Annotated in this window: 13 protein-coding genes and 1 pseudogene; 4 read left to right on the top strand and 10 right to left on the bottom strand. The window is 56.5% G+C overall.

Annotated elements, in window-relative coordinates; genetic code table 11:
- Positions 1 to 51 precede the first annotated feature (51 nt).
- From BDD14_RS16420 to BDD14_RS16410, 3 genes are read right to left on the bottom strand one after another with little or no spacing between them, the layout of a single operon-like run.
- Positions 52 to 1,425 carry a sugar porter family MFS transporter gene (locus BDD14_RS16420; RefSeq protein WP_130419743.1) on the bottom strand — a complete coding sequence of 458 codons (1,374 nt, stop codon included), beginning with the start codon at positions 1,423 to 1,425 and terminating at the stop codon, positions 52 to 54.
- A gap of 34 nt (positions 1,426 to 1,459) precedes the next feature.
- On the bottom strand, positions 1,460 to 2,563 hold the full coding sequence (locus BDD14_RS16415; RefSeq protein ID WP_130419742.1) for an SIS domain-containing protein: 1,104 nt from the start codon (positions 2,561 to 2,563) through the stop codon (positions 1,460 to 1,462).
- Between the two features lie 40 nt (positions 2,564 to 2,603).
- The gene (locus BDD14_RS16410; protein ID WP_130419741.1) at positions 2,604 to 4,556 is read right to left on the bottom strand and encodes a copper amine oxidase; all 1,953 of its coding nucleotides are present in this window, start codon (positions 4,554 to 4,556) and stop codon (positions 2,604 to 2,606) included.
- Between the two features lie 305 nt (positions 4,557 to 4,861).
- On the opposite strand from BDD14_RS16410, the gene BDD14_RS16405 reads away from it, so the two are divergent.
- Entirely contained in the window at positions 4,862 to 5,686 is an 825-nt protein-coding gene (locus tag BDD14_RS16405) for a ThuA domain-containing protein (RefSeq protein ID WP_130419740.1), read from the top strand.
- Positions 5,687 to 5,774: 88 nt separating this feature from the next.
- Positions 5,775 to 6,911: a redoxin domain-containing protein gene (locus tag BDD14_RS16400; RefSeq protein WP_242618004.1), complete on the top strand. Its 1,137-nt coding sequence runs from the start codon at positions 5,775 to 5,777 to the stop codon at positions 6,909 to 6,911.
- Between the two features lie 218 nt (positions 6,912 to 7,129).
- On the opposite strand, the gene BDD14_RS16395 is transcribed toward BDD14_RS16400, so the two are convergent.
- The 4 genes from BDD14_RS16395 to BDD14_RS16380 all read right to left on the bottom strand — a co-directional run bounded on the left by BDD14_RS16395 (position 7,130) and on the right by BDD14_RS16380 (position 13,905).
- The gene (locus BDD14_RS16395) at positions 7,130 to 7,825 is read right to left on the bottom strand and encodes a cytochrome c3 family protein (RefSeq protein WP_207231757.1); all 696 of its coding nucleotides are present in this window, start codon (positions 7,823 to 7,825) and stop codon (positions 7,130 to 7,132) included.
- A gap of 81 nt (positions 7,826 to 7,906) precedes the next feature.
- Positions 7,907 to 9,478, bottom strand: coding sequence for a GMC oxidoreductase (locus BDD14_RS16390; RefSeq protein ID WP_130419738.1), 1,572 nt, complete (start codon positions 9,476 to 9,478; stop codon positions 7,907 to 7,909).
- A 35-nt stretch (positions 9,479 to 9,513) separates the two neighbouring features.
- Positions 9,514 to 10,266: a gluconate 2-dehydrogenase subunit 3 family protein gene (locus tag BDD14_RS16385; RefSeq protein WP_130423230.1), complete on the bottom strand. Its 753-nt coding sequence runs from the start codon at positions 10,264 to 10,266 to the stop codon at positions 9,514 to 9,516.
- A 264-nt stretch (positions 10,267 to 10,530) separates the two neighbouring features.
- The gene (locus BDD14_RS16380; protein WP_242618003.1) at positions 10,531 to 13,905 is read right to left on the bottom strand and encodes a TonB-dependent receptor; all 3,375 of its coding nucleotides are present in this window, start codon (positions 13,903 to 13,905) and stop codon (positions 10,531 to 10,533) included.
- Between the two features lie 249 nt (positions 13,906 to 14,154).
- Here BDD14_RS16380 and BDD14_RS34530 point away from each other — a divergent pair.
- Positions 14,155 to 14,355, top strand: a pseudogene (locus BDD14_RS34530) (FCD domain-containing protein); the annotation flags it as partial.
- Between the two features lie 191 nt (positions 14,356 to 14,546).
- Complete coding sequence (locus BDD14_RS31890) at positions 14,547 to 14,822, top strand: hypothetical protein (protein WP_165420114.1); 276 nt, start codon at positions 14,547 to 14,549, stop codon at positions 14,820 to 14,822.
- A 52-nt stretch (positions 14,823 to 14,874) separates the two neighbouring features.
- Here the strand turns inward: BDD14_RS31890 and BDD14_RS16370 are convergent, their stop codons facing one another.
- From BDD14_RS16370 to BDD14_RS16360, 3 genes are read right to left on the bottom strand one after another with little or no spacing between them, the layout of a single operon-like run.
- The gene (locus BDD14_RS16370; protein ID WP_130419736.1) at positions 14,875 to 15,753 is read right to left on the bottom strand and encodes a transglutaminase family protein; all 879 of its coding nucleotides are present in this window, start codon (positions 15,751 to 15,753) and stop codon (positions 14,875 to 14,877) included.
- Positions 15,750 to 18,248: a circularly permuted type 2 ATP-grasp protein gene (locus BDD14_RS16365; protein ID WP_130419735.1), complete on the bottom strand. Its 2,499-nt coding sequence runs from the start codon at positions 18,246 to 18,248 to the stop codon at positions 15,750 to 15,752. The genes BDD14_RS16370 and BDD14_RS16365 overlap by 4 nt, the downstream gene beginning before the upstream one ends.
- A complete protein-coding gene (locus BDD14_RS16360; protein ID WP_130419734.1) occupies positions 18,245 to 21,472 on the bottom strand; it encodes a transglutaminase family protein in 3,228 nt (1,075 codons plus the stop codon). The genes BDD14_RS16365 and BDD14_RS16360 overlap by 4 nt, the downstream gene beginning before the upstream one ends.
- Positions 21,473 to 22,327: the final 855 nt, after the last annotated feature.

Genomic DNA, 22,327 nt, shown 5'->3' with positions numbered 1-22,327 from the left:
ACAGCCATCATCCATCAGGCCCGATCTTCGGTCAGGCTGCATCCGCAGTTTTCAGGCTGCATCCGCAGTTTTCGTACTGATGCTCTCAAGTTCTCGGCCCTTCGTCTCCGGCACGATAAACCTGACGAAAAATAGGGTCACGATGCAGAAGAAGCCATAGGTCGCGAATGTAGCCGCATTGCCCGCAGATTTGATCAGTGACAGAAAGGTAGCGGACACTACAAAGTTCGAAGCGCCTGATCCAATTGTTGCTGCTGCTACGCCGCGAGCCCGCACCTGCAGGGGAAATACCTCAGAGACAAGAATCCATGCAATCGGTCCCATGCTGAAAGCGAAGCACGCGATATAAAACACGAGACAGGCTGTCGCAACAGCTCCCAGCGAAGCCCTAAAGAGTTCCTGATGGTGAAAGGCGTAGGCGAGCACAAACAAGGAGACGGTCATCCCGCCCACTCCGGCGTAGAGCAGAGGCTTCCTACCCAGACGATCGACCAGTACCATGGCGACGACAGTGAACACCATATTCGTGACCGCTACGATCAGTGTGGCAAAGATGGCACTTTTATCCGCAGTAATACCTGCGAGCGAGAATATCTGCGGACCGTAGTAGATGATCGTATTGATTCCCGTAACCTGCTGCAGAACGGTAAAACCAACTGCGACCACCAGCGCGCCGCGAGCCGCCGGACTCCAGAGTGAACTCCAGCGCTTATCAACCTTTGCCTGCAGAGCCGACTGGATATCCTCCAATAGCAATCGGCCGCCCGCCTCGTTGGTGTAGGTACGTAAAACAGAATGTGCCTGCTCCATGCGGCCCACGGAAAATAGCCACCGCGGACTTTCGGGCAGTGTGAGTACGAGGATAAGAAATAGTACGGCGGGCAACACGCCCAGGCCGAACATGGTTCGCCACGCCTGTCCAGCCGCCAGCCAATAGCCGACAACATTTGCCAAGGCGATGCCAAGTGTCAGCGCGAACTGATACAGACTGATCAAACGCCCTCGGGACTGCGGTGGAGACAGCTCCGAGATATACACCGGAGCCGTTACAGAGGTGAATCCAATAGCCAACCCCAGCAGGGCGCGAGCAGCCATCAGTGTCATAATGTTTGGCGATAACTGAGCAAGAATCGAGCCCACGACAAACAGGCACCCACCCCACAACAGCGTCGCACGTCTGCCGATGCGGTCTGCTACGCCGCCTCCGATGATTGCTCCCAGCATGGCTCCAATCAGAACGATGCTAACAACAAGCTCCTGCATCCTTGTCGAGAGAGCAAACGATCCTCGGATAAAGATGAGAGCCGCGGCGATGATGCCCATGTCATATCCGTAGAGGATTCCGCCTAATCCGGAGATAAACGAAACCCTCCAAAGAAAGCCACGGTTTACCTGGATATCTGAAGCGTTGATCGAATCTGCCACGTTCCTCCCTCAAGATTGAAGGTGCAACTCGTAACTATTGCTCCATCACACCATACTGGAAACGGGGGGGCAGACGGCATCCCATCCGCTCCACCATGGCCAGCGTAAGCGCCTGCGGCACCAGAAGAGAGGTGATTCCCTCCCAGGGCTCCGCGACGGCAGGCAGCTTGACCGGAAACAGAGTGTCAGTCGGCGTGTGATCTTCCGACGAGACAAGCACGACCTTTCCACCTCGCCGGTTGCACTCCTGTGCCAGCTTCACTCCCAGCGAAGCGACTCGACCCAACGCGAAGATGATCGCGACATGTGTTGGATCCACATCAAGATTTGGACCATGTTTAAATCCCGCGCCTGTGTGGGGCGCGGCCCGATAGCCGCTCATCTCGCGTATGCAGAGTGCGCTCATGATCGCTCCACCATAAGCGGCACCACGGCCGATAATTTCTATGTTCTTCGCATCGCAACAGAAGGCATCGAGTTCTCCGCGCAGGGCAAAGATCGGATCAAGGCTCGTCGCGAAAACCTCTGCTGCGTGTCTTGCCTCGTTCTCCCAACCGATATGGAGCATCTCGGACGCAAGGATGATCGAGGCCGCTGTGGCATTTGTATACGTCTTCGTGGCATTACCGTATTCAGGACCGGCCAGGATCGGCAGCCGATGTTCCGCTAACTGCCAGCATGTGCTTGCAGGGTTATTGCAGATGAGCCCAAGTGGCCTGCCATCAGCTCGCTTGAAGAGCTCAACCAGCTCTGCGCTCTCTCCCGACGTTGTCAGCAGCACGGAAAGTGCAGCATCTCCCCAGATGGGGAGCCCATAGTGCAGCCACTCCCCCGCATCTAGTGTGAACGACATCCTGCCATGAGACTGCAGCAGGATGGATCCGCTGATCGAAGAGCAAAACGATGCGCCCATGCCTATGAAAAAGACAGGGCCTGGTCTTGCAGCCAGCCCTGCGAGCTTCTTCAGCTCTGCGCGGATGGTTGCATCAGATCTGTACGCTTCAAGTAACTCTAAAAGGCGTGGAGGCTGCTCCCTGCACTCAAGCTCAAGGATTTCAGTTCCTGTCGCCGACAAAAGCTCTTTGGGTGGTTCGATGCCGGATATCCAGCGAGGCACGCCCTTTTTTTTCTCTTCCATTTGATGTTCTCTTGATTCCTGAAAGTAAAAGTGAAGCAGATCAAGGTTGGTTCGGCAACGTAAGCACCGGATTCTTGTCGAAGAAATTGGCCGGACGGATGAGAAAGTCGTGCCAGAGAACCGGCATGATCGGCCAATCCTCAAGCCGCACAACGTGGTGGAACCCGAGCGTATACCATCCGACGATGTCCTTATTCTCAATCGAACGATTCGCCTGGGTCCATGCCGGTAACCCATCGATCTCCTTGTTGCGCGTGACATATACTCCGGCAGCATAGAGCTCGTCGGGGTTGTACGGTGTCACCCACATCTGATGCTCCGAGAATGCTCCCTTCTGTTGCGCTGGATCACTCGATGAGACAAATGAAACCGCAGTCGGTCCGGGCATAATCTCATAGCCGGAAGGGTAGCCGGTTGGCCCTAGCCGCGTGGGATTAACGAAGTGCCACATGCCGGGCTTTCGAAGATCGATGTCGAGGATGCCATCCTTCTCGTTCTTTGCGGTTGAAGACTGAGCAGCCCATATGCTCTTCCGTCCCTGCCCGGAGATCGTCTCCGGCACCAGGCGGTCGACCATAAAGCTGTTTTCCGTCCCATCAACATCGAGATCGAGCCGGTAAGAGAAGTAGTGGTCATGATTAACGGCTACCAGGTTCGGCGCAACCATGGTCCCATGCTCCAGCGCACCCTCGTGCGCAGCGTGCGAGGCCGTCGTCTCCTTCACCGCCTTGGTCTCCACGATGCCGGTTGCACCCACTGCGACTCGGATCGTGCCATCCTGCTGAAAGATCCAGTCCAGAAGATAGTCGTAGTTGCCGGCAACCGCGGATGTTCGCAACACCAGCTCACGACTGGGCCTGACGCTGGTAAGGCCGTCTTCAAAGTGCCTCCAGGCGGGACCATCGGTGTTGTGCTCGAACATGCAGGCTAACTGCTTCTCCAGCACCGGAGTTCCTTTGTCAGAAGGGACGATGCCTGAGAAGTACTCCGCATGAGCCGGACAGTCTCCCGGACCAACCGGTTTGATCAGGCCTCCCAGCAGAAACTCGCCGGCATCCAAAAACGCCCTCGAGCTCCATCCCAGGTCGGGATCCATATACGGAACATACATCTCAGACAAGGAGCCCTCGTACATCACCGATCTCAGGCGATCGCCATCCTGGTAGCGGACGAGGTTAATGACCGGCCCCACACGCGCATCGAGCCGGAAACGGAACCGCCAGTTTTGCCAAAGGATCTCGCCGTGGTCGATGACGTAGCTCGGACCGAGAGGTTGTGTCACGACCAGAGGCTTCGTACCTTCACGCGGTAGCGCCTCAGCCTGTTCAAAGTTCATGTCGCCCTTTGGCATCGGCAACGGCCCATGGTCGATCACGTTGAGAATCTTCTCTTCCGTCATATCCACGACGACATAAAGACCTTCCACCGCGCGTCCCCACGAATGATAGACACCATGGCCGTCGGTGCAGTTTCCGTAACCGACGCGATGATTCGCCTGTTCCGGAAAGATCGTAAACGTCAACGGAATCATGTCGCAACGGACACTCGCGAGATTAACAACGCCGCGCGTCTTCAGCGCCGCAATCACCCGCGGATCTTTCTTAACGACATCGTTCATTGTATCCAGCTCGGTCAGCGTAATCGGTGCCTGAACACCCGCGACCTCCTTCCACGACTCCAGCTTGTGACCCGTAATGTCTACGCGGCCCTCGATGGTCTTACCCTCTGACTCCAGAATGACATCAGCCTCACGGCGTATCGCATCTCCGGGCTTCCACGCCAGAACATCTTTCTTATCCGGCTCATGGAGCAGAAGGCTGGCGACCAGCGTCTTGTCGCTCCAGTGCTCACTCGCATGCAGGATATCGTGCACGGTCCAGTACTCATCAGTCGTGAGGGCGTCGAGCGGATGGGTGACCTTCGTTTGAGCAAATGTGGATACCGCAAGCAACAAAAGGGCAACATTCAGCCGCAGAAAGGCTCTGACTAACATTCGACGTCCTCTTCGATTTCTGCACCGGTGGCAATCCGAAAGCCCATACAACTCCTATGCATTCCGCGGCATAAGACGTATCACGAGGGAACGGTTGCACAGAGTGAGTGTTTAGAGTGTCATAGCAGCAGGAAGATTAATCAAGTCATCTTTCGTTTCTCGCACTTTTGTTTCAGCAAAATTTGTTTCAGCAAAATTGGCCTGACCTCACCATGACCATGACTTCGTGAAATGGCAGGTCGCCGATGCTTGACAACAAATTCGCCAGAGTGCTCCATTGTTACCTAATCAGCATTCCAACCTCTATGAAACTTTTTCGTTGTGTCCTGATCCTTCTCTACGTGGCCACTGCATACGGCATTGCTCAGTCGCAAGTCAGCCCGAGGAAGCAGCTTCTCGTCATTGGCGAAGAGAAGGGTTATCGCCACGCCTCCATCTCTCACGCGATGAGCGTAATCGAACAACTTGGCAAGCAGAATGGCCTGTGGGACACGATCATCCGCACTGATACCGAGCCCTTGACCAAAAAGAAGCTCGAATACAACGCCAAGAATCTCACGAACTTCGATGCGGTTCTCTTTTTTACCGGTGGCGATCTTGAAATGGATCCACAGCAGAAGGTCGACCTTCTCTCCTTCGTTCACGACGACGGAAGAGGCTTCATCGGCGTCCACAGCGCAACGATTACCTTCACGCGATGGCCGGAGTTCGTCGAGATGGTGGGAGGCACCTTTGATGAGCATCCCTGGGGCACCTTTGACGCTCCAATCCTCGTCGAAGATCCAAAATTCCCAGGCATGAGCCAGTGGGGGAGGTCGTTCGTCCTACGGGACGAGATCTATCAAATGAAGTTGTTTTCACGCGATAAGGTGCACGTTCTGATGAGTCTCGATAGTGGCAAGCTGGACCTCTCCAATCCGAAAGTGCATCGAGCGGATCACGACTTCGCCGTTACGTGGGCCAAGATGTACGGCAAGGGACGCGTTTATTACTCCACCCTTGGGCACCCCGAAGAGAACTGGAACGACCCAAGACTGCAGCAGATGTATGTTGAGGCCACCAAATGGGCTATGGGACTCGTGGGGCCGGATCTCGCTCGCACCGAAGCCCAAGTCAAATCAGCTCAATAGCCTCAACGCGGGCGATGTAGGCCTTTCGTCCTATCACTCCGATTCACATACGGATACACTTCTAGCACTCTCGCGAGAGGAGAAACACGTGCCCAGAAAGCTCATCTATCTCTTCTGCCTGCTTGCGCCAATCGCGCTGTTCGGGCAGCAGACTCATCCTATTCTGCCTATCGGCTCAAGTGCTCCCAACTTCGAACTTCCCGGCGTAGACGGCAAGATCCATAAGCTCACTGACTACGCGGATAAACCGGTGCTGGCTGTGGTTTTCACCTGTAATCACTGTCCCATCGCGCAGATGTATGAGCGCCGCATCGAGCAGCTCTATGAGGACTACGGCAAACGCGGTGTGGCGGTCGTCGCCATACAGGGCAACGATCCGAAGGCCATCCGGATCGACGAGCTGGACTCCTCCGATGTGAGTGACACGCTCGATGATATGAGGATTCGCGTGCAATACAAGCATCTTCAATTTCCTTATCTCTACGGCGGCGACACACAGGAGGTGACCCGCGCCTTCGGTCCGCAGGCCACTCCGCACATCTTCATCTTCGATAAGGAACGGCGCCTTCGCTATGAAGGGCGGATCGACAACAGCTATCGCACGGAACAGGTAAAGACCAACGACGCTCGTGATGCGATCGAAGCTGTACTCGCCGGTCGCGAGGTTGCCGTTAAGCATACCGGCGTATTCGGCTGCTCCACGAAATGGTCCGAGAAATCTGCACAACGCGAGGAGGCTGAGCGCAAGATCGAGGCGCAGCCCGTCCACGTAGAAAAGGTGGACGCCGCGGGACTGAAAACACTTCGTGCCAACCCCAGTCATCATGTGACGCTCATCAGCTTCTGGGCGACGTGGTGCGGCTCTTGCGTGGCCGAGTTCGCTGACCTTCAGGACACCTACCGCATGTACAACAGCCGCGACTTCGATCTTGTGACCGTCTCTGCCAACATGCCGGATGAGGAGCCCGGTGTCCTGCGACTTCTGCAGAAGAAACATGCCACCAGCCGCAACCTTCTGTTCTCGTCAGACGACACGGAAAAGCTCCAGGCGGCGTTCGATACGGAATGGCAGTCAGCCGTTCCATATACGGTTGTCCTCGATCCGGAGGGTAAGATCATCTACAAGACGCTCGGCACCGTCGATCTGTTGGAGATGCGTCGAAAGATTCTTGCTGCCATGCCCTCCGATTACATCGGCTTCAACCGCTACTGGTCGGCTAACTGAATCTTCGAAAGACCGTATTGACTCAGGCCGGATGCTTTCCGTCCTATCCTGGTCGCTACGGCAGCGACGAAATCCCCAACCGCGCACCTATTGCCAGGATTGGATCAATCGCCTGATCCATCGTCGCGTTACCAACACAAAGATGGCTTCCTGCTTACTCAGATTTTTCCGAGATAGTCAGGATTGTTTGAATGCTAAGCACTGTTGTGTCATCACAGCTACAGCATCGGGGCATTCAGAAAGTTGGCGATGACAGCAGGTTGCGACGTGACGCGCGAACCGTTGTTCCGTACCGGAACCATCGTTGCGGGCTTTCCGGCAGGTTGAATGTGGAGGCGGGCCAGCACGGTGGGGTCAACCTCAAAGGGCGAGCGGCCATTCGTCGACATGATGGCGTGGCAGGTGTCGCAGGTCGCAGGTGCTACCTTGGCCTGATGACAGGCGATGCAACTGCCCATGTTCGTGTCTTTTTCCTGGGCGATGGCAGTCCGCTCGGCCACAGGGCCATGGCACTCTTCGCAGGTGTTGCCGGCGTGAGTCTTATGGCTGAAGGTCACAAACGAGGGCACACGATAGACGCGAACCCACAGAATGGGATCCTCGTTTTTAGCGGCTTCGGCGAGGCGCTTGATATCCGGCTTGTCGGTGGCGATGGAGGCATGGCAACTCATGCACTTGGGAGACTGCGGTAGGGCCAGTGTGGAACCGTCGCCGCGCGGCTCGTGGCAGTCGTTGCAGGTCATCTTTGCGGTCTGGATGTGTAACTTGTGGTTGAAGGAGATGGGCTGAGCGGGAGCCGTGGCGGAAGGCTCCGATGCAGAAGCAGGGGACTTCGAGGCAGTACCAGCGTCTTGCGCGTGGATGGCCAGGACCAAGCCGAACAGGATGGCAAGCATCAGCAGGAACTTCTGCACTCGGAACCTCTCCTTAGACCGAAGGTGCCTTTCTACTAGTAGACAAGGCACGTCGATGAGTTTCAGATTACGCCGGGAACATTAGACGTTGCCCTTGCGCATCTCCTCTGCCAGGTATTCGGATGCACGCATGGAAAGTGTGCACATCGTAATGGTTGGATTTTGCCATCCAGCACTTACAAAGACGCTGGCGTCCGCGACGAACAAGTTTTTCATGTCGTGGCTTTGGTTCCACTTATTCACGACGCCCTTCTTCGGGTCGTCGCTCATGCGTGCTGTCCCCTGCTCGTGGATGGAGTAACCGGGGGGATTGAACTCGTAGTTCTTCACCAGAATTTCGAAGCCGGCAGCTTCAGCCATTGCGGCCATCGTATCGACGTAGTCCTTCGTCATGTTGGTTTCGTTGCTGGTGTACTTCGTATAGATGTTCAGAGTTGGTATGCCCCAGGCGTCCACTACCTCTTTGTTCAGGGTGACGTGGTTTTCGTAGTGCCCGAGCGCCTCGCCCATGATGTTGGTGGAGAAGCCGCTGCCGTTGTAGCTCTGCAGCTTCTGTTCGAGCTCTTTGCCGTAGAAGGGTAGAGCGCGTCCATCAAACGGGCCATTACTGCAGGAGACGTTCACAGCATAGCCGCGAATGAAGCCGTCGGCTTTTGTGTCCAGATTGCGGAAGCGAGGGATAAGAGCGCCGCCTCCCATAAGATGCGGAGGCGCCTTGCCATCTCGTGCCTCCGGAACTGAGCAGATAATGCCGGCTCCGTAGGTCTGGTCGGACAGGTACCGACCGAGGGCGCCGCTGGAGTTACAGATGTCCGAGAGGAGCAGAAGACGGGTCGACTCCAGAGTGCCGGCAGCGAGGACGATGACGCGGGCCTTGAGGACCATCTCGCGGTGCGAGTGCCGGTCGATGAAGATGACGCCATTAGCGAGACCGCTGTTCTTGTCAACCGTGATCTTCCGGACGATCGCGTTCGGGATGGTCGTGAGCTTGCCTGTGGCGACTGCGTCGGGGATGAGCAGGTTGAGCGACGACGCCAAGCCGTCCTTGCCCAGCGATGAGCGGGGCTTGGTGACGGGAACGCCGAGCTTCTCGCCAGCATCGACAAAACGCTGCATGGCGCCCGACCATGGTGAATTGTCTTCAACAAAGTTGCCGTCTGGGTACTGCGGCAGGCCGTCCTTGTGGCCGGTCACGCGGAAGATCTCTTCTACACGGGAGTAGTATGGCGCCACGTCCTTCAGTGAAAGGGGCCAGTTTTCTCCGAAGCCGTCGTGGTCCTTGCACTTGAACTCGTAGTCGCTCAGGCGGAAGGACTGGCGGGCCCAAAAGGGCGAACGTCCACCCACGCTTCGCACGCGGACCCAGTTGTAAGGCTGCTCCGGCGGATGATAATACGGAATGACCTTCTCATCGACCCACTGGTTGGCGTTGAACTCGCTTGCCTGGAAGACATGCGGAAGACGACCCGGAGCGTCGAAGCCACGGTACGGTAGTTCGTGCACCGGCTTCATCTCGCGGTATTTTTCAAAATTGAGCATCGGACCTGCATCCAGCATTGTGCAGGAGATACCCTTTTCGGTCAGAATCTTTGCGGCCATTCCGCCTGTATGTCCCGACCCGATGATCAGGACGTCAACCTTCTTCTGTGCCATGCGGTCTCTGTGCTTCCTTCTCTGACGGGGATGTTCTAAGAGTGCTTATGTTTGGTAGTGGGTGTGGCCTGAGCGACACCGTGGTCCACCCAGGTCTGGATACCGGGATCGATAGGATGCCAGTAGAGACCCACTCCGGGGGTACGATCGCCCGATGCCTCAGCAGCGATGGCCCAGGCAGGTGAATTGATCGTGGCTGTGCGAATGTCGCGGTGTACCAGGTTGATGAAGCGGGCGTGGCCCTCCCGCGGCGGGTGGTCGTTCATCCATCCTTTCAGGTGGGGACGGATTACGGCGTCAGCCTGCTTTGCATCAGCCTTGGCAAACGGTACGTTGAATTGTTTTATGCAGTCGGCGTTCAGGCGATCGAGGCCATTGTTGTACATGGTTTGCTGCTCAGTTGGAGAAGCGCCGATATAAAAGTCCAGAAAATCCGGTGCGCCTGCCTTGGTGGCGCTGGGATGATCCTCGCCGGCGGGCATCATGATCTCGCACAGGTACACCAACGTGGCATAGCGGACGGGCGTGAAATAACGCGCCTCCGTCATGGCGACAACATCGGGCTGCGAGAGTGGGATGTTTGGGGTGTGGAATCGCGCCATCTGCTCCACACGAGACATCGCCCGCGGGCTCGATGCCGCGGAAGGCTGTACTGCCATAGTGCCCTGATCTGTCGCATTTGCGGCAGGAGGTGGGTTTTGCGCCTGAGGTGCAGTTTGTTGTCCCAGTGCAGTGCTCGCCGTGGCCGTGGCGACTGCAAGGCCCTTTACAAAATCACGCCGTCTCATGCGCGAAATGCTACGGGTTAACCATAGGTGCAGTCAATTACCCACGAGCGCCTTGACCGAAAAAGCTTTCCTGTCACGCTCGCTACTGCCACGAAAGAGAAATTCGGAAGGCATCCAGACTTTCCAAAATATGGATTCACGGTCACATGCAAATCCTGATACGTATCGATCCCGAAAACCCCTATTAAAGGGAAACGTGCCTGCCGCACAACGCAAGTCGCGAGTGAAGGCAGGCACGTGTTTCAAATCACTGTGAGGTGTGGATTAGAAGTGGTAATGGAGAGAGAACTGGATTGTACGCGGTATCCCACGCACGTTTGTTATCTGTCCGAAGTTGCTGTCTGTGATCCCGTTGTCTGGGTTCCCATAGCTGGCGATGTTGAAGGCATTGAAGAAGTCCGAACGGAACTCCAGCGCCTGTTCGTTGTAGATGTGGAATTCCTTCCCGGCGCTGAAGTCAAGCTGCTCGAAGCCGGGCGCGCGCTCGGTGCCGACAGCAGCTGAGCCGAACTGTTCGCCAATAGTAGGGCCATAGGCGCAGCCAAGGGACTGAGCCTGGGCAGTGGCGCAGCCATTGACCGTGGTTACAGTCGTAACACCGTTGACGGTGGTGCTCGACTGAATGGGGTGATAGACCGTGGATCCGGTACCAAACCAGTTACTGAGGGTCCGGTTTGTGATCTTCAGGTTCTGGTAGTGGTTGGCCCGCGAAGCTTTGTTATTGACGCTTGTGGTGTCTGGACCGTTGATGGTGACCGGCAAACCGGAGAACGCGATTGCCGTTCCAGTAATCTTCCAGCCGCCAATCGCTTCATTGACGATCCAGTTGGAGTTGCCTCCGAACATCTGTCCACGACCGAAGGGGAGCTGATAGACGGCAGTGGCGCTCAGGCTGTGACGGGTATCGGTTCCGCTTGGGCCGTAGTCGGCATGACCGTTGTAGGCATCCTGCCAATAGGGGCTTGCATTGCTGGTGTTAGGTGCACCAAAGAAGCCAGGGTTATTCGTCATTGCCTTGGCGAAGGTGTAGTTGATCTGGAACTCCAGCCCCTTGGATTGACGGCGGCGCATTTGGAGTTGTGCGGCATTGTAGTTCGACATCGCTTCCGATTCGGTTATAACGACGCTTCCTGTCTGCCCGACCAGATTGGCGTAGGGAGCGACCGTTCCAGGGGCGGTGAGCTGGTTGCCCGCGCGGGGATCAATTAAGTGTTGTCCAGTCTGACCCACATAACCGATAACAACTGAGGTCTTGTTATCGAGTTCGTATTCCGTTGAGAGCGTGAACTCCTGGATCAGGGCCGGCTTGATGTTACCCCATGCACGGTAGGTGTTGCTGATGAGCGAGCCCGTGACATTGGAAGGAATCGCATTCTGAACGGTTAAAGGAGTGCCCGCGCTTGTGGCGGAGGCAGCAACCGCCGTGTAGGAATAAACCGGGTGAAAGGGGGGATTGAAGTTGAGGCGCAGATTAGAACCCGTGCCCTCCAGATAGTTCGTGATGCCGTAGCCGCCTCGAACCACCAGGCGTGGCAGCGGCTGGTAGGAAAAGCCAACGCGCGGCTGGAAGTTGGTATAGGTGGGATGATAGAGCGCTCGGGAATCTCCAAAGATGGCGCCCGCACCAGCCTGCCCTGCAGTGTAGTAGGCGCCGGTAGCCAGATCGACGTTCCCCTGCTTGTTATTCACTTCATAGATCGGCTGATCGTATTCATAGCGAAGGCCGAGGTTGAGAGTCAGGTTCGAGGTAATCTTCCAGTCGTCCTGGACGAAGGCTGCGTCGCGGTATTGACGTTGACCCGAGCGGCCCACATTGGCGGAGATGCCGGCGTACCAGATGTTGTCTGTGACGAAGTCGGACATAGTGTCACCGGTGAAGGCGCTGGAGTACTGCATGCGCCCCATGACGCCATCGTTGCCGGGGTAGAAATCGTTCTGCTGGTAGCGAAGAATTTCGACGCCGGCCTTGATGCTGTGCTTATTCAGCTGAAGCGTCAGGGTGTCGCCGTAGGAAAAGGTGTTGTCGATCAGGCTGCTGCCTCCACCGAAGGTTCCAACGCCAGTGAGATAGGTCTGGTTGGAACCCGCGCCTATAGCGCCGAAGTCCTGCAGTGTGAAGCCGGGGTACGGTTGAGGTGCATTGATCCCGACGATCGAGTTTCCGCTCATGCCAAACGCACCCGTGGTGTCCTGAGGAATACCCTGGTCCCATCGGACGCGAGACCAGCCCGCACGAGCCTCGTTCACGATCGTGGGCGAGAAGGTGTGAATCCAGTTGAGCGCGATTCCTTTGAATGGATAGTCGTTGACGGGCGGGAAGGTGATGGCGAGCGGCGTCTGAGGCGTGGCGTCGGATGCTATGCCTTGCGAATATCGCCCCATAATCGTGTCGCGCGGACCCAGCGTGTAGTCGATCTTTACATCGCCCTGGTCGTTGCGCACCGTATTGCGGTAGCTCCCAATGTAATTGTTCTGCGCGATGCCGTCGGTCGGAGTCTGGTTTGGCAGCGGATAGAACTCAGGATGGGCGAAGAGGTACTGAGCAACAGGATTCGTGATGGGGACCTGGTTGTTGGGATAGGCTACCTGCCCCTGTCCGGGAACGAAGTGCGTGAGTTGAACGGGAAGGGACGAGAAGTCTCCCTTGCGGAAGGCCGCAGGGATAACGGATGCTGCCTGGCTTCCACCCATTTGGTAACGATTGGCCGAGTAGTCCACAAAGAAGAACAGCTTGTTCTTGAGGACCGGACCACCAAAGGTTCCGCCGAAGATCGTCTGCGTGAAGGGCTGGCGAGGAACCTTGGCGAATTTATTAGCCCAGGTATTGGCATCGAGGTTGTAGTTCTCGAGGAAGGCGAAGGCCGATCCGTGAAAGTGATTTGTACCGCTTTTCAGGACGGCAATGATGTCTCCGCCGTTGACGTTTCCATACTCTGCTCCGGCGTTCGAAGTGATGGCTGTCAGGTTCTCGATCGCGTCAGGACTGGGGTTATAGCCGATGGTGTTGTTGATGGTCTCGTTGATCTCGATGCCATCGAGAAGATAGTTGTTGCTCTGATTGCGATTTCCGTTAACCGAGACCTGACCATCGGGACCGGTGGCGCGTTCGATCGCATTCACCCCCGACATGCCGGCTGGCGAGGTGTCGACAGCACCGGGAAGAAACTGGGTGATAGAAGAGAAATTGCGCCCATTCAGCGGTACGTTCTGGAGTGTGTTCGCCGTAAAGGTTGTGGTGAGGGTGGAGTTATCGGTGTCCAAGATTGGCTGAAGCTCATCCGTGACAGTGACGCTCTCAGAAGCGTCACCGGTTTCGAGCTTACCGTCGATCTTGGCGACCTGATCGACCTCGAGCGTGAAGGGCTGGGTGCTGAGGCCCTTGAAGCCCGCAGCCTCAATCGTAATCTTGTACTGGCCGATCTGGAGAAAACGCAGGTAGTAAATTCCGTCACCGTTGGTAGTGGCGGTATTGGTGACTCCTGTGCTGCTGTTGATTGCGGTCACCTTGGCATCAGGAATGACAGCGCCGGTTGGATCGGTGACGACTCCTGTGATGGAGCCGGTAATAGTCTGCGCACAAGCAAGTCCGCTTGAAAGAATGAAGGGAGTACACAGGAAAACGATTTCTTTGATTCGCAAAAACTGATTCTCCTACAAGTAATGAACAATTGAGCTACGACCTCCATTCGGGCGCGACTTCTCTTGCGAGACCGAAGTCTACGAAAGGTCGATAAATTGGGCACCGATGGGGAGGTGTTCACTTGTGGTTTCCTGCGCCCTCGCTCAGAACATTCATGCTCAGGTCTACGGTTACCACATTATGAATTTTCAGTTGCTGAATCGTTAAAGTCAAATCTTCGATAGGAGTGATAAGCAAAAACAGACGATAGGATTCGTCATATCGAAGAGGACACACAGTTTCACAGCATGATTGCGAGAGCAACGGAAAACATGGAACTCTGCCGCATACTTGAAAGAATCCAGAATCAAATTTGGCTCTTCCGATGCAAGACCTACGATCTGTCTTCCAGTTCCGCACCCCAGACGCATACAGCACTCCTCAATGCGTTCGAGGAGCGAGACCGTTAGACGGGCCGTGGCCGCATGCGGAAGCATATAGGTCACGTTCGCCGACGTCTTATAGACTTTCCTTCAGCAGAGCGATCGTTCCAGTTAAAGTGGCGGCTCTCTTCCTCCTGGGTCAAACTCTTTTTGCCCCAGACTGATATCTCGCATGTGAATACAGAGGGCCTGCGCTATACTTTGCCTTCCTCCGAGTGGTGTCGCTGCCGTCGCCACAACGACAGACGTACATTCTTTCGCAGATTTCAGCAGCCTCTCAGCCGCTCTATCAACAGCTCTTCGCACTCTGCAACGCTGCCCCGGGAATCTCGCGTGCCGTACCGGTGACAACCGGAACGGATACGTTACAGGATGCCTCCGGCAATCTGGGTTGCGGAAACCAGACCTTTGGAACGGCAGCGCATGGGTCACAGTTTGGCAAGAGTGGCGGCGTTCCGTGCGCGATAGTCTTTGGGACCAATGCTCGAGCGTGAATACGGAGTATCTGGTTTCGGCGTTCACGAACTGCCATTGCCGCATCCGCAACTAGGATTCAAGCGGTTCCATGTCAACGGCGACTTTGAGGGTATGGGCTCCGCCCCCTAGGATCAGGCCACGGAGAGGACTTACGTCACTGTAGTCCCGGCCCCAAGCGAGCGTCACGTGACCATCTGATGGGACAACGTTGTTCGTGGGATCCATGTCGAGCCAGCCGATGTCCGGACAGTAAGCCGACACCCAGGCGTGGGATGCATCGGCGCCTTTCAGTCTCGGTTTCCCTGGAGGCGGATAGGTTCGAAGGTATCCGCTGATATAACGGGCGGCGAGATTAAGCGAGCGGAGGCAGGCGATCTGCAAGTGTGCGAAATCCTGACACACGCCTCGCCGCTTCTGAAAAACCTCCTCTGTTGGCGTCCGAACGTCGGTTACTTTTGAATCGAAGCGAAAGTCCACGTGGATGCGTGCGGTCAGATCCAGAAGCGCCTCCGCCATTGGGCGTCCAGGAGTAAACGACTGGAGCGCATAGGAGGCGAACTCCGGCCGTGTCCGGATACGCGGCGACTCAAATCCAAACTGGTAGGCTTCGAGCCCCTCGGGGCTCTGATCGTTGGGAAGCGAGATGGCTGCCTCTTCCCAAGGGAGCGACTGTTGTGGCCACGGCGTCGCACTTCCATCCACGATCACTTCGCTCCGCGCCTCCACTACCAATTCCTTGTGCGGTTCTTGAACGGTGAAAAAGCAGAGACGGTTTCCAAAATAGTCCACCCGCTCGGTACGCGTTGCCGGGGGCGGTTGGATATGCAGTTCGCTCCGCACCAACTCGTGGTGCAGCAGAGACCGCGGCTTCAGGCACGCCACGTGGTTTCCGACCGAGACCGGATACTTGTATTTGTACGTGGTTCGGTGAACGATTCTATAAATCATTGGCCTACGGTGATCGGTAAGGTGCGAGCGTGGCTAAAGTACCTGCTCGATATGTTATTCGACCAGGAAGGCAGCAATCGTTCCAACTCTCTAAGGAAACGCTCAAGCCGGGAGAGCCCCTCGGAATCATGCGCCACCGTCGCAGCACCTGGCAACGGGTACTTTAGCTCGCGCAGATCGAAGCTGCGTAACAAGGCCAGCGCGTTCCGCATCGCCTCCAAGTCATCTGGAAGATGCCGAGGAAGTTTTTGGTAGAGATCCATAAGATGGCTCAGTTGAAAGTCCAGCGACCGGGGATTCGACTCATCCGCCATGAGCACATCGAGTACAGCTAAGGGCTGCAGCGTTGTGTAATACCGTGTCCGGTAGGTCATGGAGCTGTCGGCGACCTCGAGCAGGCATTCCAAAAGCAACCAGTCCTCCTCAACAAGCGGCGTGGTGATCTCGCGCAGTTGCCTCGTCAGGTACATCGCTCGCTCGAGACGTCGGCCGAGTGTCAAGAAGAACCAGCCCAGTCCGCGGTTGATGTTTTCGCGCTCCATCCCGGAAAATGCGGAAAGCAGTTCAAGGCAAGCGGTCAGCATCGCCGGATATTCGAGAAACTGTGTGCCATGCCCGATCTGAATCGCATCCCGTAACTGACCGATGAGAGACATCATATCTGCCGACAATCGATCGCGAACATTGCCGCCAATCCGAGATACTTCTTCCAAAGTAGAAGCCAGACTGTCCGGCCGTTTGACATCGCTCATCAGCGAGATTATTTCCTGTTCGAGTTCAAGCGAAGTCGGTGGCCTCTTTTTAGTCTTTGGCAACTTGCTGTGCCGTGACTCGAGACAACTGTGCAGTCGGAGAAGGCAGCCGAGCTCTGTCTTGTCCGACTGCCGCACACGAGAGATCATAGGACGCAAGATTCGAGCTATGTTTTCCGCCCGTTCGGCATATCGGCCCAACCAGAAAACGTTATCGGCTACACTGCTCGACACAACCCGAGAGACACGGCGCAGTTCCACCGGCTCGTTGCGCGGGCGCAACATGCTGAACGTATCCACGGGACTGTCCCACAGGACCCACGCGTCCTTGGCGTGGCCGCCCCGCTGCATCGAGACCACCGATCCTTCCATCTCGGCAACACGTGTCAATCCTCCCGGAATTGCAATCCACCCGCTGCCTGTATTGAGCACGTAGGTGCGCAGCACCACACTGCGTGAGTTGAGATGTCCGTCTTCCCACACAGGTGCAGTGGACAACGCGATTTGCTCTTGCGCCACATACTCATGAGGGCGGGCGCGCAATTGCTGGGCAAACTTACTCCTTTCGGCGTCCGGGAGTTCGGCAGCGAAAACCGGCTCCATGCCGAGCGAAGGAAACGCTGGTTTCACTACGACGGAATCGAGATGGTCAAGTACCCAATCGAGCGTGTGCTGCTGCCCGCACCACCAGGTCGCGACGGATGGAAGTTTGAGCGTCTCGCCAAGTACGTGCCTGGAGAGCCCGGGAAGAAAGGGCATAACCGCGGCCGTCTCGATCAAACCGCTTCCCAATGCATTCACAACCTTTACGTTTCCCGCGACAATGGCGTCGACTAGGCCGGGTACACCCAAAAGCGAATCGCCGCGCAGTTCGAGAGGATCGCAAAAGCTATCGTCCACCCGGCGCAGGATGACATCGACTTGCTCCAATCTGTCGACGGTCTTTAGATACACGCACCGGTCACGCACCGTCAGATCCGCTCCTACGACCAGAGTAAGTCCAAGGTATCGGGCTAGATACGAGTGTTCGAAGTAGGTCTCGTTGTACGGTCCCGGGGTCAGCAGTACAATTCGCGGATCGTTGCGCGTCGAGAGGTTGGTAAGTACTTCGAGTTGTGAGCGGAAGAAATGAGAGAGGCGCAATACGTTCGAAGTACGGAAGATATCCGGCAGAACATCGGAGACAATCGTGCGGTTCTCCAGCGCATAGCCGCTGCCCGAAGGCGCTTGCGTGCGATCGGCGAGCACCCACCACTGGCCGTCCGGGGAGCGGGCAAGATCGACGGCCAGCATATGCAGATAAGTGTGCGCGGGAACACGCACGCCCACCAGCGGTCGAAGGAATGCTGGGTTGGCGTAGAGAAGTGCAGCGGGAAAGTGGCCTTGCGCCACGAGATCCTGTGCCCCGTATAGGTCCTCGAGAAGCAGACTCAGCAACTGGGCGCGCTGAACAATGCCGGCTTCGATGTAGCGCCACTCGTCTGCCGGGATCAGCAACGGAATGATATCGATCTTCCAGGGCCGATTTACTCCGAGCGGATCGCTGTAAATGTTGTATGTGATTCCGTTCTCCCGAATGCGTCGCTCGGCATGGCCCCAGCGTCGCCCCAACTCCTCGGGGCCGATCTCCCGAAGCGACTCCATCAGGTGTGCCCAATGCGGTCGAGGAGTTACGCCATCGGCTGACGATTCGTCATAGACGGCGCCGTAGCGGAGCGGAGTTTGATACAGATCGACAGTCATCGGGTAGGCTCTTCGTACTTCGATGTGGTTGTCTTGTCCGAGCAAGACAACCTTAGGTCCAGTGTCAAAGGAAAGATCGGATTGGTCTCTTCCACCGGTGCCCCCACCAGGCCGAGCGTATGGTCGGACTTTTGAAAGCGTTTCATGCGCCGGTCTTCGGCCTCCTTGGCGTTAGCCGGGCGGGTTGTGTAGATGCGACCGTCTGGCGGGTCCGCATGGTAGATGCATCGGCCAATAGAACGCTCCTTCCAGCGGTCGATGATATCGAAGACTAGCGGCGTGTGCACAGGGATCGTGGGATGCACTGCCGTCGACAGTCGTCGGGCGCGATACCGTACGCCCGCAACAGCCTCACCTGGTTCGCCAGTAGGATGGAGCGGTACCCCGCGCCCATTGCATGCAACGACGTAGCGGGAGTCCGTCGTGAACCCGGACACCTCTACCTGGACCCGCTCGAGCGATGAGTCCACGCTGCGAACCGTTCGGCCGGACGTAGTCTCTTCGGCGAGTACGTTCCAAGGCTCGAGGGCCTGACGCAGCTTCAGTTCGACTCCCTCTGCAGCGATCGATCCAATCTTCGGAAAGCGAAACTCCAGGTGCGAAGCAAACCATTTCTCCTCGAAGTTGTAGCCGGACCGACGCAACTGGGTGAGCACATCGAAGAAGTCGCGTCTGACAAAATATGGCAGCATAAAACGGTCATGGAGCGTTGAACCCCAACGTATGAGCTTGCCTTCAAGTGGCCGTTTCCAAAACGTAGAGACCAAAGCGCGGATGAGCAGCATCTCCACGAGACTCATTCTGACATGCGGACTCATTTCAAAGGCACGCAATTCGAGCAAGCCAAGGCGGCACCCGCGACCCTCGGGTGGATAAAGCTTGTCTATGCAGAACTCGGCGCGATGCGAGTTTCCTGTGACATCGACGAGCAGGTTGCGGAACAATCCATCCACAACGGACGGCGGGCAGTCGCTGGAAGGCAGATGACTAAAGGCGATCTCCAGCTCATACAATGCATCCATCCGCGCTTCGTCCACGCGTGGATACTGACTTGTCGGGCCGACATACATGCCGGAAAAGAGATAGGACAGCGACGGATGATTCTGCCAGTACGCCACCATGCTACGCAGTAGATCCGGGCGGCGCAGGAAGGGGCTGTCCAACACAGTCGCTCCGCCGAGCACGATATGGTTGCCGCCGCCGGTGGCGAGATGACTGCCGTCGTAGGCGAACTTTTCAGCGGTCAACCGATTGCGGCGCGCTTCCTCGAAGAGCAAAGTGCTGATCTGTTCCAGTTCGTCCCAATTGCTGACAGGTGGCAGGTTTACTTCAAGAACGCCGGGATCGGGAGTGATGCTGAACGACCGCAACCGTTGATCGGAAGGCGGAGGGTAGCCTTCCAGCCACACAGGCTTGTGCAGATACTCGCACGTATCCTCGACGGCTGCGACCAGATCGAGATAATCCGCGAGCTGGGGCGCATACGGCAGAAACACATGAAGGCGGCCCTCTCGAGCTTGCACGCATAGCGAGGGGCGGATCAGTTCAGTCGCGGTTTCGGACGTGGTGGAGAGCGCGGGCAGCGGATCGGATGGGGGCATTCTGTCGAAAAGATCCATGCGGCGAGTCGGGCTTGATGGCAGCTTGACCCGATTCCCGAAAGGCGCAGCCTCGAAATCGTATTCAAGCTCATCTGGCGCTACCCATGGCATCAACTCAGTAGGTATGCGATAGCCTATAGGCGAATCGCCTGGGGTCAGTAGCAGGCGTTCCGGGCGAGGAAACCACAACTGGCTCGACCAACGCAACTTGCCAGAAGGCTGTCGGCGGCGAATGGGCAAAATGTACCCGGCGGGCTCAGTCGACTCGGCTTCGGCGTTGTAGGCAGGCATCAGGTTTTCGGCGCTCACTTCAAGGCGGCGCGTGAGTGCTTCCATAAAGAGGAATGCATCGGCCGTATCGAGCCCGTAGGCCTGATCTTCCTTGGCGATGAGGTCGATATTCTCCCAGATAGCGACGCCGTCTTCGCGCCAGAAGAAGCTCAGTGCCCAACGCGGCAACAGCTCGCCCGGATACCATTTTCCTTGTCCGTAGTGAAGAAGCGCACCGGGCACTGTCCTTTTGCGGAGGCTCTGGATGAGAGCGAGACCGCGGGTGCGCTTCATTTCTCCCAGAGCCTCGATGTTCCATTGCGGACTCTCAGGCTCGTCGATGCCGACAAAGGTAGGCTCGCCGCCCATGGTCAAGCGTACATCCTGCGCATTCAAGTCCGCGTCGACCCTATGCGCAAGCTGTTCGACCTGCACCCAATCTTCCTCGGTGAAGGGCTTGGACGGCCGTGGTGCGTCATTCAGTCGGCGAATGGACATGGTGTAGCTGAAATCCACGCTCGCCTGCTCGACCGTACCCGTAATGGGCCCTGCCCTGGACGCGTTCGGGGTGCAGACCAGCGGAATGTGGCCCTCGCCAGCGAGCAGCCCCGAGGTCGGATCCATCCCAATCCAACCCGCACCCGGTAAAAACGCCTCTGCCCAGGCATGCAGCTCCGCAGAGTCGGTTTGCGAACCGCCCGAATCCTCCGACGCGCTCTCGTCCACTGCCATCTGAATGAGATACCCGGAGACAAAACGTGCCGCGATTCCCATATGCCGGAGACTTTGCACCAGTAGCCATGCAGAATCACGGCAGGAACCTGTGCGCGATTCGAGCGTCTGTTCGCATGTCTGGACGCCTGGATCCAACCGCGTTACATAGTCGATTTCATCTCGCACCCTTCGATTCAGGTCCACCAGGACGCTGATCGTTCCGCGCTTCTCATCCGAAATATTGTCAAGAAAAGCCTGGAGTAGAGGTCCGGCCGGATCAATCAAGCGATAGAGGTCGAGATCCTTGGCCAGCTCCGGCGCGTATTCGAAAGGGTAGTCTTCGACTCCCGGTTCCAGAAAGAACGCGAATGGATCGAAAGGGGACAGCTCCGCGACGAGATCAACCTCAACCACAAATTCTTTCGTCTTGCCCGGAAAAAGTAGACGCGCAATGTAATTGTTGTGCTGGTCGAGTTGCCAGTTGAGCAGATGCTCGGAAGGCGTGACGTTCAGCGAGTAGCTGAGGATCCGCGTTCGGCAATGCGGGGCGGGCCGCAACTGTATTACTTGTGGTCCGAGTGAGACCGCCTTGTCATATCGGTACTGTGTCCGGTGATTGAGAGCGACCTGCATGCTCATCGACCCCACGCGCCGCACGTCTGGAGTTCCTAGCTCCCCCTAACTGGGCGACAGGAAAGGGGCCAAGCGCCTCAGTGAGGTGCCGCTGTCAGAGTATCTTAGCCAAGACGTCAGCAGTGCTGCAAGCTTTGGATCATTGCCACCAACGTTACTTCCAGAGCAGTCAGCGCAACGTTCTGATCAGGAGGGATTCGTTGCTGACGGTTCCCGAGTCAAAGCCGGAACCTATTGTCAGACCATTCTCCCCAAAGTCGGCTACGGAATGAAGTTTTCTCAAAAGAAGCCCAATATGCAGTGATCGGACGCACGACATTTACTATGGATATATGGAGCCGATGAGCGGATTTGAACCGCTGACCTACTGATTACGAATTACGCGGTGCTCAACGCCTCTTTCTTTCATAAACACCAACATTTTCAATAACTTATTTATGATTTGCCCGCATGGATGGATGCTTTTTCGTTTGCTCGTTTTGCTCACTATTACCCACGTTGTTGCATGATGTTTCCCACATTCTTTCCTTTTGACCGGCAAGTGGTTCTTGACGATGATTCAATCGAACGATCCAAAGATCGAGGACGCTGATGCCTGCAAAGTCGCCTTCTCGGACACTTGTCCTCTGCGAAATCGGTTCCAGAAGCAGTGAACCGCCAGTTGTCCCGGTAGCCGGTTTTCAGGGCACTGCTGGAACCACTTGTCCGAGAAGGCGACTTTCGTCCAAGTGGAAAGTCACCCACCGGAAATTGTAAACACTGGCGCGTTTCCCATTACTAATCCTGGGAGCTGAACTCAACAGCATTCAATGAGTGCACTACCGTTGTTGCCAGCTGAGATTTGCGATAACCCGTTGGCCC

This window comes from Edaphobacter modestus (assembly GCF_004217555.1).
Taxonomy (GTDB): domain Bacteria; phylum Acidobacteriota; class Terriglobia; order Terriglobales; family Acidobacteriaceae; genus Edaphobacter; species Edaphobacter modestus.
Note: the sequence above shows the minus strand (reverse complement) of the source record. Positions and strands in the feature narration are given on the sequence as shown.